This is a genomic window from Roseovarius roseus (genome assembly GCF_043355935.2).
Lineage (GTDB): Bacteria > Pseudomonadota > Alphaproteobacteria > Rhodobacterales > Rhodobacteraceae > Roseovarius > Roseovarius roseus.
Genome location: NZ_JBHFPE020000015.1, coordinates 1 through 14,217, shown reverse-complemented (window position 1 = coordinate 14,217; position 14,217 = coordinate 1). Strand labels below are relative to the sequence as shown.

Below are 14,217 nucleotides of genomic sequence, written 5' to 3'. Positions count from 1 at the left end.
GGTGAGTGTTTGACAGGTCTGGAAAGCTCAATCCGCCAGGGTCGGCAATGTTTGCTCAAGGCGGCTGCGCAGATGCGCGTGCTGCTTCGGCAATTTCAGGACCTCGCCCAGATTGGCGGGGTCTTCGTCCCGGTCGAAACCGGGCTCGTTCGTAGCGATCTCGAACAGCACCCCGCCGGGGGTGCGGAAATAGATTGCCCAGAAATAATCGCGGTCGATGACCGGCGTGACATGCGTGCCAGCCTCGGTGAGCGCACGGCGCACCTCGGCCTGCGCCTCGCGGTTCTCGACCGCAAAGGCAACGTGATGGACCGATCCCGCGCCTTCGCGGGCGCGGCCCTCATCGGGCAGTGCCTCGAGGTCGATGACATCGGCGCCGTTGCCGCCCTCGATCCCCATGCGGATCAGCGCGCCCTCGCGGGCCATCTCGCGGTAGCCCATGAAGGTCAGAAGCTGCGCCGTGGCATGCGCATCGCGCAGCCGCATGGTCCCGCCGCGAAAGCCGCGGATACCCTTGTCTGCGGGCACCGGGCCGCCGTCAAACGGCGCGCGGGTGTCGCCCGGCACCTCGACCAGCGCAAAGCCGTCGCCGTCCGGCCCGTGAAAGCGCAGGCGCGCCTCGCCGAATTGCTGATGCGATTCAATGCCCTCTACACCGCCCGCCGACAGACGCTCGCGCCAGTAGTCCAGCGTGCCCACGGGCACGGCGAAGGCAGTCTCCGACACCTCGCCGGTGCCACGCCGGCCCGGTGCGATATGGGGAAACGGGAAATACGTCATGACCGAGCCGGGCGTGCCGCTCTCGTCGCCGTAATAGAGGTGATAGACATCGGGCGCGTCAAAATTGACGGTCTTCTTTACCCGGCGCATGCCGAGCAGCTTGGTAAAAAACGCGTTGTTCTCCTGCGCATCCGCCGCCATCGATGTGACGTGGTGCAATCCTTTGATCTGGGTGAGCATGGCTGGCTCCTTGGCTTGTGTGATCTTGCTTGAGCCTGAAGATAGGGCCTACGAGAATTACTAAGAACGGGCATAATCTTGCATTCACCATTGCACCCCGTGTAATGATGACCGCATGGGAGAGCTTGAATCCATCCGCGTCTTCCTCACCGTGGCCGAGCTGGAGAGCTTTGCCGGGGCGGCCCGCCGTCTGGGCATGACGCCCGCCTCCGTCACGCGGACCGTCGCGGCGCTGGAGGACAAACTGGATCTGCAACTTCTGGTCCGCACGACGCGGCAGGTGTCGCTGACATCCGCCGGCGCGCTTTACGCTGCGCGCGTGGCGCCGCTGGCCGAGGGGCTGGCGCAGGCGGTGACCGAGACTCGCGAGGCGGAGGGCATGACCGCGGGCAGCATCCGAATCAGCGCCCCGCTGTCGCTGGGCATCGAAGTGTTGCCCGCCGTCCTGTCGCAATTTGCCACGCTGCACCCGCAAACGCATGTCGCCGTGCATCTGTCGGACAGTTTCGTCGATATCGTCGAGGAGGATTTCGATCTGGCCATCCGCGTCTCGGGGCCGCCCAGCGACAGCTCGACCATCTGGCGCAAGATCTGCAAGGTGCCGCGCGTTCTGGTCGCCTCGGCCGATTACATCGGGGCCAACGGCCAGCCCAAAAGCCCCGAAGAGCTGACGGAGATTTCCTGCCTCAGCTACCAGTCAGACGTGCGCGAAGAGGTTTGGGAGCTGTCGAGAAACGCGGTGGAGGTCAAGCACAAGGTCACGGGTACGCTGAGCGCCAATAATGGCGATCTGCTGGCCCAGCTGGCGCTGAACGGCGAGGGGCTCGCCCTTTTGCCGCGCTTCATCGTCGCGCGCGATCTGGAGGCGGGGCGGCTGGTGCAGGTGCTGCCCGAGTGGGAGATCTCCGAGATCTGGCTGACGCTCTACTATCCGCCCTACAACCAGCTGCCCCTGCGCGTCGCCGCATTCTCGGACTTTTTCGAGCAGCATGTGAAAGAGACCTGCGCATTATGATGGCCGGATATTGGGCCTCGCGCGAAACCCGCCGGGCATTGCCGCGTTGGACAATAGCCGGGCGCGCGCGCAGACTGGCGGCAGGTCGATCGAGAGGAGACCCGACATGGCATATTTCGGCAAATACGAGACACCCGCAGATCTGCTGCGCGACGACAGCCTCAGCCGTGACCGCAAGATCAGGATGCTGGAGCAGTGGCGCGACGACAAGAAAGACTACATGCGCGCCACGGACGAAGGCATGGAAGGCGTCGATCGTGCCGAGCTGCTGAGGCAGATCAAGATGGCCCTCGTCCAGTTGCAGGAAGACCCTTTGGTATGATGCTGCGGCGCGTGGTGCCATAAAGGTCACAGCGCGCAAAGGTCTGGCGGGATCGCTTGAAAGCGCCCTGCCCCATGGCCATCTAAAGAGAATGACGATGTACAGCCTCCATAAGAGGTCCGCGCAGCGCGCAGGACAGCTACTGAACCGCCTGTAGCCCCGGGCGGGAAGGCCGCTGGCTTTTCCACGCCTCGGGGATTTTCGATCTCACCTCACATATGAAGCGACGTTTGAACCCGGCCCGGGGTGAGTAAGCTATTGCGCTCACCGCAACCGAAGGGTGTCTGACGTCTCGGCAGTATCAGTCTTTGAATTGGAGTATGGAATGTCAGTCTACATCACACGCGAAATGGTTCAGCGCGCGGCTTACGAGCACAAAGCCGGCGAAAATCAGAGTGTTTTCGGCCCCGTCATGCGTCATTTGAGCCGTCTGTGGCGCCAGCGCCGCGCAATTGCCGCACTGGAGGCGCTGGATGACCGGATGCTTTGGGATATCGGTATCCGCCGTAGCGAGATCCGCCGCGCCGTCAGGCACCCGCAGGGCCGCAGCGCCAACGGCAAGAAGGCCGTTGCAATGGCGAGGCCAGACCACCGGGCGCCGCAAGGCGCAAGTATGGCCGGGCAAGGCATCGCCTCCGCCTGACCGGCGCGGAAACCGACTATCGTGCCGAACAAGCCCCTGCTCTGCGCAATGCAGGGCAGGCTGACGCCGGATGCAGAAACTTCGTCCTATTTCCACCTTTTTGAACAGGAAACATCCATGACCACCGCAGCAAAGCACACCCCCACGGCTTGTGACACCAGCACCGACATGTCGAATGTCGCAACCTTGGTGGAAGCGCTGTCGGGCACCGTGGCGGCGACTTACCGCCTTCTTCTGAAGTCCCAAATCTATCATTGGAACGTCACGGGCCCTCTCTTCGTCTCGGTCCACGATCTGACCGAGGAGCACTACACCGACATGTTCGCGGCCGTCGATGTGCTCGCCGAGCGTCTTCGGGCGCTTGGAAAACCCGCGCTGATCCAACCCGCAGACCTGGCCGCCGGTCCGAAAGGGCAGGATGCGGATGCAGATCTGTCGGCGCAGGCCATGCTCGAGGATCTTGCTCTGGACCATGAACAGTTGTCGGCGCAGATGCGTGCGCTTGTCGATATTGCGGAAACTGCAAGCGATCCCGTGACCGCAGACCTTGCGACCACACGCGCCGATTTCCACGAGAAATCCGCGTGGATGCTGCGTGCCTTGGCCGCGTAAACATCTCGGGCGCATTTCCTGCCGCTGAAGTGGCCTCGGCTCCGGCTGGCTTTTTGCCAGATTCTCGAAGCTCCAGGTCCAATTACCCGAGGATGTAGCCATCCCCAAAAATTCACTCCCCCGCAGATGTCTGCGGGGGATGGACGGTCTGGCAGCTTCGCCATGCCGTGCGCTTTTCCCATCAAAGCTGACTTGTTTTCTGGCTTTCGAACCGTTCGCGCCATGCGTGGTTCAATGCATCAGCAAGCTTTGCCGTCGGCGTTTCGACGGATTGGGCGTTGCTCGGATCAAGCTTGAGCGCTGATAGCACCTGCGCCAGGACCTTTTGAGGATCTTTAGACAAGGCGTCGTAAGTAATGCGTAGCGGATTTATCGCTTCTCGCTTGGACCATCCCTCCCAAGCTGCGTCCATGGCAGCGAGCGCGGTCATATGGCGTTCGATGGCGTTGGCATCGTATCGCGCTTCCTGTGGAGGGGCGAGGCGTTCCAAGTCGCTACCGTCGGCATTGCGGTGCCACTGGCCTTTCTGTTCTGCACGCACACGGGAGATTGCCTGACCCAACCCGTCGGACCGTGAAAGATGAATGCATAAAGTCGGGCCAAATGCATCTTCAATTCGGTCCGCGTCACTCATGCGTCCCGGCAAAAGAAGCCTCAGCTGCTGAGTGAATTTGCCGAAGCTGCCAATTTGCATCCGCAAGCCAAAAATGTCTGTGTCGCCTTTGCCCCGGTGCAACGCGCTTTCAAAAACAGCGCGAAGGCAGTCATTCTTCGTCGCGTAGTTGGCCAACTTCAATCCGTAATCATCCAGCCAATCATCGAGTGATGGGGAATGAAAATGTGAGTCCGGGTTTCCCGCGATGCCTGTCCCGGAAAGCAACCGGCACAGCAGTGTGCTTCCACTACGTGGAGCAGTGCAGATCATGTACGACCCAGAGGACGTGCTACTCATGACGCGATCACATTCCCAGTCTTCGGTTTAATCTACCAGTCACGACCGATACGGCATTGAGATCATTGCGCTTCAATTAGTTGAACAGGCTCGTCTCCACCCTTCAAGCGATCGAGGCGGACGCAAACCATTTGCGCTTTCACGTCGAATAGCGGGCCGCCGTCAGGCCCTCGAAGGAGATGTCCGGCGTTTTTCCCAACACGACATCGGCCACCGCGCGGCCCGACCCGCAGGCCATCGTCCATCCCAGCGTGCCGTGCCCGGTATTGAGAAAGAGGTTGTCATACTGCGTCGGACCCAAAACAGGCGTTCCATCGGGCGTCATGGGCCGAAGGCCGGTCCAGCCTTCGGCGCGGCTAATATCTCCGCCCTTGGGGAAAAGGTCGCCGATGACATGCTTGACGGTGTCGGTGGCATGGGGTCCGAGCCGGTTGGAATATCCGGCGATCTCCGCCTGCCCCGCCACCCGGATAAGGTCGCCGAGCCGGGTGATCGCCACCTTGTGCGTCTCGTCCATGATCGTGGATTGCGGAGCGAACGCATCGTTCGTCACAGGCAGCGTCACGGAATATCCCTTGACCGGATAAACCGGCAGCCTGATGCCAATCGGGTTCAACACGCTCACCGCATAGCTGCCCATCGCGCAGACATAGGCGTCACCGGTGATGCGTCCCGCGATCTCGGTGTCGATACCGGCGATGCGGCCATTTTCAACGGCGATCGCCTTGATCGTCTGGCCATAGTGAAACTCGACGCCCATCTCGGCGCATTTCTCCGTCAGTGCGATGGTGAACATTCGACAGTCGCCGGTGCGGTCGGCCGTCAGGCGCAGACCGCCCACGAACTTATCGCGGACCTCGGCCAGCGCCGGCTCGACCGCGATGCAGGCCTCCCGGTCCAGCACCTCGTACGGCGAGCCATATTCGGCTAGAACCTCCTGATCAGCCTTCGATGCCTTGACCTGCTTTTCCGTGCGGAACAACTGAAGCGTGCCTTGCGCGCGCCCAGCATATTCGATCCCGGTCTCGGCGATCAGGTCCGGCATGACATCGCGCGAATAGCTGGACACGCGAACCATGCGCCCCTTGTTGCGCCGGTAGCTCTCTTCGTTGCAATTACCCACCATCTGCAAGCACCATTTCCACATGGTCGGGCTGATGAGCGGCCAGATGAAGAGCGGGCGGCGCTTCATGAACATCCACTTGACCGCCTTCATCGGAATGCCCGGCGCGGCCCAGGGCGAGGACATTCCGTAGCTCAGCTGGCCTGCATTCGCATAGCTCGTCTCGAGGCCCGGCCCGGTCTGGCGGTCGATGACCACGACCTCCGCGCCCTGTTCGGCCAGATAATAGGCGGTGGTGACGCCGACAACGCCGGCCCCCATGACAACAACTTTCATTTCAGACGCCTTTCATTTCATTCTTGCAAGTATGCGCCCGCATATCGGTTGTTTCAAATGCGGCGGTTTTCATGTGGACTTGGCGCCGACTCGACGCCGCGCGACCGGCTTTGTTGTCAGAGTGGCTCACCCGTTTTTCGCAACCATCGCCGGGACGACCTCGATCCGGCGATAGGGTGCGATGCTTCCCGCCCGGCGCAATGCGTCGTCGACAAGCGAGAACACCTCGTCGCGGCAGTCGATGTCGCGGTCGAAGCGCGAGAGCCAGTAGCGAAGCGCGTAAGTGATCCCGCCTTCCTCGTAGGAGGTCACGCGCACGTCGGGTGCGGGTTCCTGCTGGATGATCTGGGCCGATTTGAGCGCGTCCACCATGACCTGCCGCGCCTTGGCGATGGGCATGCCGTGATCGAGCGTGATGCTGATCTGCGCGCGATATTCCGGCCGGGGCGCGGAGTAGTTGGTTATGCTTTGCCGGGCGATCTGGCTGTTGGGCAGGATGGTATAGGTGCCATCCCGGGTCAAGAGCCGCGTGGTGCGCCAGCCGATCTCGATCACCTTGCCGCGCGCCAGTGCGTCGATATCGACCCAGTCCCCGATGCGAAACGGGCCTTCGACGCCCAGCGCGATTCCTGACAGGATGTCAGCCACAACGTTGCGAATGGCAAACCCCAAAAGCGCCAACACGAGGCCCGAGCCTGCAAGCGCGCCAAACGCGCCCTGCCCCATGAAAAGCGAGATCGTAGCCACCAGCGCAACGATAAAGAGCAGCGCCGTGATCATATCGGTCAGCAAACGCGGATAGGGCCGCCGTCGTCCCGGTGCCCGGTCAAGCGCAAGCGCCGTGACCCGGCTGAAGAGCCAGGCAGACGCGAAATAGACCGCTGCCGTCAGGCCGCGCGACAAGGCCTCGCCATCCGCCGGCAAACCGGCGATGGATGCCGGGAAGAAGATCAATCCCAGACAGAGCGCCGTCAGGAGCGTGGGCCAGAAAAGTCGATAAAGATGTTGCTTCGCGCTCATGACTTGATCCTTTCACCGTCATTCTAGCCAAGATGGTCCAGCGCCGCGGGCTGACAGAACTCGCAGTCCTGCGGACCCCCGCGCGCAATGACGCCATCACAATAACGGCAGTTCGTAGCGGGCTCCTCCGCCCGGTCCACCGCCGTCCGACAGATCGGGCAGCGACCAGCCGCCGCGCGCGGCAGGATCTCATCGCAATTCTCACAGATCGCGCGATCAGTGCCGTAGATCATCTTGCTGTCTCCGAATAATGCACGCCTCGGGGGTGGCGCGCCGCTTCGACATCCCCGAGGTCTGTAATGCAAACACGCCGCGTTCTCTTGGCAGGCTCTTGGCCGCCAGCTTAGCTTTCGCCGGAACCGGCAGGCTGTTCGACCCGGATCACGGTGAGGGTCCGGCGCTGGTTCGCCCGTGTGTCCCAATGGAAGGCCGCGCCTTCGGCGAGGCCCAGCAGGGCGACTCCGATTGGCGTGAGGACCGAGACACGGTCGAGCGCTATGTTGGCATCCTCTGGGTAGACCAACGTGAAAGCTTTCTCTTGGCCGGTGGTTTCGTCCCGGTATGTCGCGGTGCTACCGATCCCGATCACGTCGCCGGGCATTTCCGAAGCGGGCACGATCTGCGCTCGATTGATCTCGTCGAACATCCGATCGGCCAGCGCGGGATTACGCACTATCGCCCCTTCGGCGAGCGCCTCGATACGGGGCAGATCTTCCGCGTTCAGGACAATGCGCGGCTGGCGCGCGCGGCTTTTGGCGGCGATATTCGTTTGGGGAGAGAACATTTTGGCATGCCTTTCATGATGTCGCGGGTTCTGACTGAGAAGGGTTGAAAGATCAGGCGGGTCGAGTGGAAGACATGGCGATCGAACGGGGTACCAAGCCTTGTGCGGTGCGCTTTTCGCAATCACGGCCGCGCGTAACGGCGTGCAAGGAGCGGCAATGCGATATCCGCCTGTCGATCTATGCGACCTCGAAGCTGGATCGCGCACCCGCACCGCGCTGGCGCCAAAGGCGTCACGCCGACTGGACTGCCGTGGGCCGCACGGTGGCTAGCTCGCCGCGTGCCCGGGCGCTGGGTATAATGGAATATTAGTGTCGGTCATGCAGAGTATCCTCCGGCCGCTTTGCGCCATCTCGTCGTTTCGGAATGTCGAGAAGCCCCGGGAGGATAGTAAAGACGCGACCGCGTCTATGCCGCCCGGGGAAACGGGCGGGTCAGCAGTAGAAATCGAAAATGATTTGCATGGACCAACATGTGTTAGATGTAGGCACGCGGGAGCGCGACGTCAATCGACAGTGATGGTTCAGGCTGCGCATTCTTACAAAGGAAGCGGCCATCGGCGCCTTTGCGCCGAACATGTATTCCGGCGCCTGCCATAGCTTGAAAGGTCGAGGGCGGACTATCACTATTGAACCATGATGACGCTCAAAGTTCATAGGAGGCTCCTGCCCGGCGCGGGAAACCTGCTGAACCGCTGGTAACCCCGAGCGGGCTGGCCCTTGTGCCTGCCCGGATCTCGGGGGTTCGACTGATCCATCCAAGTCGCTCAGAACAGATGATCCGCTGCAATGCAGGCGCGCGCAGGCGTGGCTGTGACAGCGTCGATCGACCCGGCTCGTCGTCACTCAGGACAGGAGGAAAGCATGTCCATCCATTTCGCATCCAACTCGCGCCCGCATTTCGCCACGGCACAAAAAGCAGTACGGCCCCAAGAATCTCTCCGGCGCGCACTTCGATCCGCAGCCCGCAATTGGAAGCGGCGCAAGATGATCGCCGCGCTGGGTGCGCTGGATGACCGAACCCTGCGGGAGATTGGCCTGGATCGGGAGAATATCGCGCGCATGGTGGAAGCCTTCGACGATCGCGAGTTGGCAATGACCCCGTTGGATGAAAGCGGCACATTCGCTGACCCCGACCAAGAGACATGTCGCAAAGCGGCGTAAGCGCGCATTTTACTTAGGCACTCATATCCTCATGACAAACAAACACATTCTCGCACCTCTCGGTGATTTTCCACAGGATGACGCCGTTCTGGCCCGCGCGCTTGAGCTGCGCGCGGCATCTGGGACGCGGCTGACCGCTATCCACTTCATCGACCTGCCGTCGAGTGCGGGTGACATCGCCCACGCCGACAGCCAGATGGGCTAGGCCGCCCTTGCCGCGCGCGACGAGATCGGCGCGGCGCTCGGCCGCCTCCAGGCAGATCCGGGCCACGTTGAAATTCGCGTCGAGGCCGGATCGCCCTCCTTGGGTCTGATCGAAATCTGCGACGCGCTTCAGCCGGACCTTGTCGTCATGCGCGCACATCAGAAAGCCAGCATCACAGACAAGCTATTGGGATCGACAACCGACCGGCTCATCGCGGCAGGCTGCCATCCGGTGCTGGTTGTCAAACGCCAGGCTCAGGACGCATACGGCAAGATTATCGTGGCGACGAATGGTATCGACGACGTCGAACGATCGCTCCGCTGCGCGCGCAGTCTGCTGCCGTCCGCCTCGCTCACCCTCGCCGAAGCGGTTCAAATCGCCCCGCCTTTGGAAGGTGCAATGCTCAGGAGCGGCACGGATCGGTCCAAGCTCGCATCCTATCGCCAAGCCTTGGCCCGCGATGCACAGCAGCGGCTCGACGATATCGCGGCGGCCTTCGCCCCGGATGTGGAAACGCAAGTCCTGCGAGGCCCACCCGTTGGTGCCCTCGGGCGCGCGGCACGATTGGCTAATGCAGATCTCATCTTCGCCGGGCCCGGTCGCAACAGCCTGATCCGCCGGGCATTCATCGGCAGTGTGACCCGGCGCCTCCTGCGCGATGCTCCCTGCGATGTGCTGGTTTGTCGGCCCGCAGATCCTTGCTCCTGAACCAGCACGCGGATCCGGATATATCCGAGACCGGCCCGTCCGGCGTCGGGGGTCAACACGTGCTGGCGTGACCTCACAGGCGATGGTCGCCACCCGCGGTACAGCGTGACTGACATGTTCCGGCACACCCCGATATGGTTTAGGGGTGGTTGTCACATCCATCTGACGCGCTGCACCCAGAAACCCGGCTCGGATCGCTGAAATGGCTCAAAACCTTCGTGCGCTGTTAAACCCCGTAAAGTCCCTTTTCGGCGGCACGGTGGCATTCATGGCCGGAAACAGCCTGCTGGGCGTGGTATTGCCATTGCGGATGGAAGTGGCCGAATTCTCTGTGGCCCTGATAGGCATCATCATGGCCGCCTATTACCTGGGCCTTGCGCTTGGGGGATTTAGGGCTAAGCGCGTGATCCTGCGGATCGGGCATATCCGTGCCTTTGCAGTCTTTGCCGCACTCACGGCGGCAGCATGTCTTGCATATGCGTTCTTCTTTCATCCATCCGCATGGGTGATCTTGCGCATCGTCAACGGGTTTTGCATCGCAGGGATGACCACGACGATCGAAAGCTGGCTTAACGAGCGCAGCAGCAACGAAACGCGCGGGCGTATTCTTGGCTATTACATGCTGGCCTTCTATCTGGCGATTGCGCTGGGACAGAGCCTGGTGAACGTCGCACCCGTGGGCGGGGACGACCTTCTGATGATCGCGGCCACGTTGATTGGCCTCTCGCTCATCCCCGTGGCCATGACGCGCTTGGGCGAGCCGAACCTGTCCGACTTGCGCATTCTGGGCGTCAGACAGCTTTTTGCCGCATCGCCCGTGGGCGTTGTCGGCGCAGGTGTTGCGGGGACGCTGATTGGGTCCTTCTATGCGTTGGGTGTCATCTTTGCGCGTCAGATCGGGTTGGACGTGACCGAGGCCGCGATGTTCATGAGCACGGTCGTGATCGGCGGGCTGGCCGCGCAGGTGCCTGTCGGAATGCTTGCGGACCGCTATGACCGCCGCATCATCATGGCGCTGATGCTGATCGCCGTTGGATCGTCCTGGGCGCTTTTGTCCAATTCCATTAGCGCAGGCGTGCCGGTGGGCGCGCTGATGGTGATGGCGCTGGCCTTCGGCGGCGCGATCAGCAGCGTCTATCCGCTCTGCGTTGCCCAGACCTTCGACCGGCTTGAGCGCCGTTATTACGTCGCCGCCTCGGGCAGATTGCTGATGGTTTATTCGACCGGCGCCACGATTGGCCCGCTTCTGGCATCGGCGTTGATGTCGCTTTACGGACCGAAATCGTTTTTCCTGTTCGAGTCCGCCGTCGCGGTTGCTTACGCCGTCTTTGTGCTGGTGGAGGTCAGGAAAGGACCCGAGTTGCCCGTCGAGGGCCGCGAGAAATTCGTGCCGCTTCCCGATATATCGCCGGTTGCGATGCGCATGGACCCGCGCACGGACCCGGACACAAGCGAGGTTGGCGCGGCAAAGCCGCCGCGGTGATTACCGTCTCAAGACCATCGTGGCGATGCTGAAACAGATCAGCACGCCGGTGGCATCTGAGCTGCTCCCCAACGGTTGGACAATATCTGGCGTACGTTAAGCTACTCTTTGCACCTGCTGATTGGGTTGGGTTTCGCTTTTTCTCAGCCAATAGAACACGGCAGACGGTCTGCCACAAAGGGCTGAGTGTCGGCGTTGGCGGCGAGCAGGAATTAGGCATTTACGCCCCACGGGGTCGTAATTGGAGACGCCCGAAACTAGCTTCGATCAATGGCTTCGGCCAGCAGATGACCTACCGAAATCCTCAAAACTGACCACAGCCAAACAGAGTTTTCCGCGATGGGCGTGTGAAAAAGGCCCCCACTGCCTTTGACAGTGAGGGCCTGCGCTATGTGGAATAGCTGGGCCTGCGAGAATAACCGACCGCTATCAGCTCTCGCGCTTGGGCGGCAAACCAAATTTCGCAGCGGCGCCGCGAGGTTTACTCGGTGCAGGGGCTGTTCCCGCGGCCGCCTCGGGTTGCGGCCCATCATAGGATGGCTTGACCAGGGGTGCCTCGGCAGATGCCTTGGCTCCCGTCGGAGCGATATCAGGATCCGGAGCCCGCGGTGTGATAACGCGGCCCAAATCGTTGCCATCGGCCTTCAGGCGGGGCGTATCATCCATTCGGAAGGACGAGAAAAACTCCCCTTCGATCTTCTTGAACTGTTCGTCGCTGATTGTCGTGTCGATGATCCTGAATGCCAGGGAACGGTCTTTGACCAGGTCTTCAATCTGGTCGATTGCGTTGAATACGATCTCCTGGTTCCACACCTTGCGCGACGCTGACTTTGCGCGAAGTGCCCGGCGGACCTTCATCCAGTCATGGAAATGCATGCCGTTGAAACAGTCATGCACAGACGGCACGATGTGCCATGCACCTTCCAGATAAACGCTGATGGCGCCAAGGTTATCAGGATCCCAGCGGACGTCGACCTTCTTCGGGTTCATGCCCATAAAGTAAATTCCGAGCTCGGGGCTTTGGTATCGAATCCCCATTACCTCAATCCCTTCCTGCGAGACTTTGCGCTCATCGCGCTTGCCGAAGGCAAGACGTTTTGAGGCGACATCCGGCAGTCCACTCAGGCGGTCGGTCTGCTCGATCCGGAAGCCGGATTTGGTAGAGGTGGATTTTGCGAAATTATTGGCTTTGACAATAGCGTTCATGATTTTTGGCCTTTCCATAGGACGAGAGTTTTGGGGGTGATGCGCTCGTGGCGCATGGGCTGAAGATCGCGCTTCGAGATCAACCGCAGGATCGCGCGATATCCGCGCTCCTGCAGGCTGACCTCATCCGTGAGGGATTTGATACTGATGGCCCCACGGAGGCGACTGGCGACCTTGCGTACAGCGGCTTCCGCGTCGGGATCGCTGTCATGCAAAGCCGTGTTCAGGTTGGCGTTATGCAGAGTGATTGGATCGATATCTGCCTCGGTCAGTAGACGCACCGAAGAGGCGAATTTCTTCTCCTGAACCCACCAGGCCACGACCTCCATCTTTCCGAGAAAGTCTTGCGACTCCAATCCTGACGTGGGCTTGACGGTGCATGCGACCCTCTCGCCGCTCGTCTTGGTGACCATCATGTCAAAGACATGATACTTCTCATTCTGCCAGCCGAACTTGAACAGAACCTGCTCGACGATATCAGCGACATCGGGCTGCGCATACTGGATTGACTGGTGATCCATCTCCAGCTTGCCTTCGCCCTGCATGCGGATGCCCGGGCCGTCCCCACGGACGGTATGCGTGGTGCAGTGCCACTTGGAAACGTTTTGAATTTTGCGGTCTGCCCGCGATGGTGCAGGCAATACGGTGCCCTCCGAAAAAATCGGCATTTTCTGGCCTTTTCACATAAGGATACCGCCCGTCGGAGAGACCTCCGACGCTGCCCGCGGGCTGCGATATTGATTTTTGGTTTTGTGGATAGAGCCGCGTGTCGTCAGGCGGCTCCGGTTGCAGGTGTTACGTCCTGCGGGGTGTCTGCTGCGTTACCACAGGGTTTCGACCATGTTCTTCTTCTCCTCGGTGGCCAGGGTCTTCCCATCGCCCGCCGGGATTCGACGCAGTCGATGATAAGGTTGGCCCAATGGCTGTTTCACGAAGTAAATTCTGCGTCCTGCCGGGTCACTTCCGGCGTTCAGCCCTCGCTTGAGAACCAGAAACTACCCGTCAGACCCCATCGAACAACCACTGATTTTGGCCAAAAATTATTTGCTGCGATCTTTTCCGTCCGCTGCGGAATGAACCCAGAGAAATTGAGGGAATAACTAACTTACTGATAAAAATCACTTTTTATTATTTTTGATCATTCCCTCTTCCGAGTGCCTGAAACTTTTATGTTGCAGGACCAACCTTTCACTCGAATTCGGCACAAAACCCCGCTTGGACGCGCGCCATTTTTGCAACGGATCAGTACGATCGAAATCCGGGGTGTAGGTTTGAAACACTGCCACAGGCCAAACCAGCGATTCGCAACATTGCTTCACGGAAGTGCTCGAACCATGGAAAGGCTCTGCCAACAGCTTTGGCACACCCTGTGTCAAAATCTACGGCACGATGACTCACGCCATCGACGCGAAGGTCACAGTGCCCGGCGTGCAATCACATGCGAGACCTCATCGCCTTGACCCTCCCTTATTGAAGAACCGGCAGAGGGCCTGGCATACTTACAGCAAATAAACTTTTCCGGTGCCGCTCTATCACTCCCATATATCTGACAGGATGGGCGCACAGCATGTGTCGGCCTTCTTGGAATTCCATTTTGCTTACGGAAAGGAGGCAAGCAAGCCGGTCAGTCTTGATTGAGTGGCCTGGCGCAAAGACATTCGATGATCATTGTAACCGCCGGACGTAATCTCCCCAAAACCGCCGTTTGAAAATTCCCCAAAACGCGAGCGGCGTTGGCGATTTCCG

At 60.5% G+C, this 14,217-nt stretch carries 15 protein-coding genes; 7 read left to right on the top strand and 8 right to left on the bottom strand.

Annotation, left to right across the window (positions count from 1 at the left end; all coding sequences use genetic code 11):
- Window positions 1-27 precede the first annotated feature (27 nt).
- Complete coding sequence (locus tag ACEWPL_RS16565; RefSeq protein ID WP_393930628.1) at window positions 28-960, bottom strand: VOC family protein; 933 nt, start codon at window positions 958-960, stop codon at window positions 28-30.
- Between the two features lie 115 nt (window positions 961-1,075).
- On the opposite strand from ACEWPL_RS16565, the gene ACEWPL_RS16560 reads away from it, so the two are divergent.
- The 4 genes from ACEWPL_RS16560 (at window position 1,076) to ACEWPL_RS16545 (ending at window position 3,552) form a co-directional block, all read left to right on the top strand.
- Window positions 1,076-1,975 carry a LysR family transcriptional regulator gene (locus ACEWPL_RS16560; protein ID WP_393930630.1) on the top strand — a complete coding sequence of 300 codons (900 nt, stop codon included), beginning with the start codon at window positions 1,076-1,078 and terminating at the stop codon, window positions 1,973-1,975.
- A gap of 106 nt (window positions 1,976-2,081) precedes the next feature.
- Window positions 2,082-2,297 carry a hypothetical protein gene (locus tag ACEWPL_RS16555; protein ID WP_393930632.1) on the top strand — a complete coding sequence of 72 codons (216 nt, stop codon included), beginning with the start codon at window positions 2,082-2,084 and terminating at the stop codon, window positions 2,295-2,297.
- A 325-nt stretch (window positions 2,298-2,622) separates the two neighbouring features.
- Complete coding sequence (locus ACEWPL_RS16550; RefSeq protein WP_393930634.1) at window positions 2,623-2,940, top strand: DUF1127 domain-containing protein; 318 nt, start codon at window positions 2,623-2,625, stop codon at window positions 2,938-2,940.
- 117 nt (window positions 2,941-3,057) lie between these two features.
- Window positions 3,058-3,552: a Dps family protein gene (locus ACEWPL_RS16545; protein WP_393930636.1), complete on the top strand. Its 495-nt coding sequence runs from the start codon at window positions 3,058-3,060 to the stop codon at window positions 3,550-3,552.
- 181 nt (window positions 3,553-3,733) lie between these two features.
- Here the strand turns inward: ACEWPL_RS16545 and ACEWPL_RS16540 are convergent, their stop codons facing one another.
- The 4 genes from ACEWPL_RS16540 to rnk form a co-directional block, all read right to left on the bottom strand.
- Window positions 3,734-4,477, bottom strand: coding sequence for a Stf0 family sulfotransferase (locus tag ACEWPL_RS16540; RefSeq protein WP_393930638.1), 744 nt, complete (start codon window positions 4,475-4,477; stop codon window positions 3,734-3,736).
- Window positions 4,478-4,643: 166 nt separating this feature from the next.
- The gene (locus ACEWPL_RS16535; protein WP_393930640.1) at window positions 4,644-5,903 is read right to left on the bottom strand and encodes a D-amino acid dehydrogenase; all 1,260 of its coding nucleotides are present in this window, start codon (window positions 5,901-5,903) and stop codon (window positions 4,644-4,646) included.
- 126 nt (window positions 5,904-6,029) lie between these two features.
- Window positions 6,030-6,923, bottom strand: a complete 894-nt coding sequence (locus tag ACEWPL_RS16530; RefSeq protein ID WP_393930642.1) for a mechanosensitive ion channel family protein — start codon at window positions 6,921-6,923, stop codon at window positions 6,030-6,032.
- 343 nt (window positions 6,924-7,266) lie between these two features.
- Window positions 7,267-7,707 (bottom strand): nucleoside diphosphate kinase regulator, encoded by a 441-nt coding sequence (rnk, locus tag ACEWPL_RS16525; protein WP_393930644.1) that lies wholly within the window; start codon window positions 7,705-7,707, stop codon window positions 7,267-7,269.
- An 862-nt stretch (window positions 7,708-8,569) separates the two neighbouring features.
- Here rnk and ACEWPL_RS16520 point away from each other — a divergent pair.
- Window positions 8,570-8,869, top strand: a complete 300-nt coding sequence (locus ACEWPL_RS16520; protein WP_393930646.1) for a DUF1127 domain-containing protein — start codon at window positions 8,570-8,572, stop codon at window positions 8,867-8,869.
- Between the two features lie 13 nt (window positions 8,870-8,882).
- Here the strand turns inward: ACEWPL_RS16520 and ACEWPL_RS16515 are convergent, their stop codons facing one another.
- Entirely contained in the window at window positions 8,883-9,233 is a 351-nt protein-coding gene (locus ACEWPL_RS16515) for a hypothetical protein (RefSeq protein WP_393930648.1), read from the bottom strand.
- On the opposite strand from ACEWPL_RS16515, the gene ACEWPL_RS16510 reads away from it, so the two are divergent.
- On the top strand, window positions 9,147-9,782 hold the full coding sequence (locus tag ACEWPL_RS16510) for a universal stress protein (RefSeq protein ID WP_393930664.1): 636 nt from the start codon (window positions 9,147-9,149) through the stop codon (window positions 9,780-9,782). The genes ACEWPL_RS16515 and ACEWPL_RS16510 overlap by 87 nt on opposite strands.
- Before the next feature lie 202 nt (window positions 9,783-9,984).
- Entirely contained in the window at window positions 9,985-11,265 is a 1,281-nt protein-coding gene (locus ACEWPL_RS16505; RefSeq protein WP_393930650.1) for an MFS transporter, read from the top strand.
- Between the two features lie 429 nt (window positions 11,266-11,694).
- Here ACEWPL_RS16505 and ACEWPL_RS16500 read toward each other — a convergent pair whose 3' ends face one another.
- Window positions 11,695-12,471, bottom strand: a complete 777-nt coding sequence (locus tag ACEWPL_RS16500) for a Mu transposase C-terminal domain-containing protein (RefSeq protein WP_393930652.1) — start codon at window positions 12,469-12,471, stop codon at window positions 11,695-11,697.
- Window positions 12,468-13,139 carry a hypothetical protein gene (locus ACEWPL_RS16495; protein ID WP_393930654.1) on the bottom strand — a complete coding sequence of 224 codons (672 nt, stop codon included), beginning with the start codon at window positions 13,137-13,139 and terminating at the stop codon, window positions 12,468-12,470. The genes ACEWPL_RS16500 and ACEWPL_RS16495 overlap by 4 nt, the downstream gene beginning before the upstream one ends.
- Window positions 13,140-14,217: the final 1,078 nt, after the last annotated feature.

What these genes read in the sequence shown, in the direction of transcription:
- ACEWPL_RS16515 (WP_393930648.1), bottom strand. Translation starts at nt 9,233, where the DNA reads ATGTGCGCGCATGACGACAAGGTCCGGCTGAAGCGCGTCGCAGATTTC.
- ACEWPL_RS16545 (WP_393930636.1), top strand. Translation starts at nt 3,058, where the DNA reads ATGACCACCGCAGCAAAGCACACCCCCACGGCTTGTGACACCAGCACC.
- ACEWPL_RS16565 (WP_393930628.1), bottom strand. Translation starts at nt 960, where the DNA reads ATGCTCACCCAGATCAAAGGATTGCACCACGTCACATCGATGGCGGCG.
- ACEWPL_RS16530 (WP_393930642.1), bottom strand. Translation starts at nt 6,923, where the DNA reads ATGAGCGCGAAGCAACATCTTTATCGACTTTTCTGGCCCACGCTCCTG.
- ACEWPL_RS16550 (WP_393930634.1), top strand. Translation starts at nt 2,623, where the DNA reads ATGTCAGTCTACATCACACGCGAAATGGTTCAGCGCGCGGCTTACGAG.
- ACEWPL_RS16505 (WP_393930650.1), top strand. Translation starts at nt 9,985, where the DNA reads ATGGCTCAAAACCTTCGTGCGCTGTTAAACCCCGTAAAGTCCCTTTTC.
- ACEWPL_RS16500 (WP_393930652.1), bottom strand. Translation starts at nt 12,471, where the DNA reads ATGAACGCTATTGTCAAAGCCAATAATTTCGCAAAATCCACCTCTACC.
- ACEWPL_RS16560 (WP_393930630.1), top strand. Translation starts at nt 1,076, where the DNA reads ATGGGAGAGCTTGAATCCATCCGCGTCTTCCTCACCGTGGCCGAGCTG.
- ACEWPL_RS16555 (WP_393930632.1), top strand. Translation starts at nt 2,082, where the DNA reads ATGGCATATTTCGGCAAATACGAGACACCCGCAGATCTGCTGCGCGAC.
- ACEWPL_RS16495 (WP_393930654.1), bottom strand. Translation starts at nt 13,139, where the DNA reads ATGCCGATTTTTTCGGAGGGCACCGTATTGCCTGCACCATCGCGGGCA.
- ACEWPL_RS16540 (WP_393930638.1), bottom strand. Translation starts at nt 4,477, where the DNA reads ATGATCTGCACTGCTCCACGTAGTGGAAGCACACTGCTGTGCCGGTTG.
- ACEWPL_RS16520 (WP_393930646.1), top strand. Translation starts at nt 8,570, where the DNA reads ATGTCCATCCATTTCGCATCCAACTCGCGCCCGCATTTCGCCACGGCA.
- rnk (WP_393930644.1), bottom strand. Translation starts at nt 7,707, where the DNA reads ATGTTCTCTCCCCAAACGAATATCGCCGCCAAAAGCCGCGCGCGCCAG.
- ACEWPL_RS16535 (WP_393930640.1), bottom strand. Translation starts at nt 5,903, where the DNA reads ATGAAAGTTGTTGTCATGGGGGCCGGCGTTGTCGGCGTCACCACCGCC.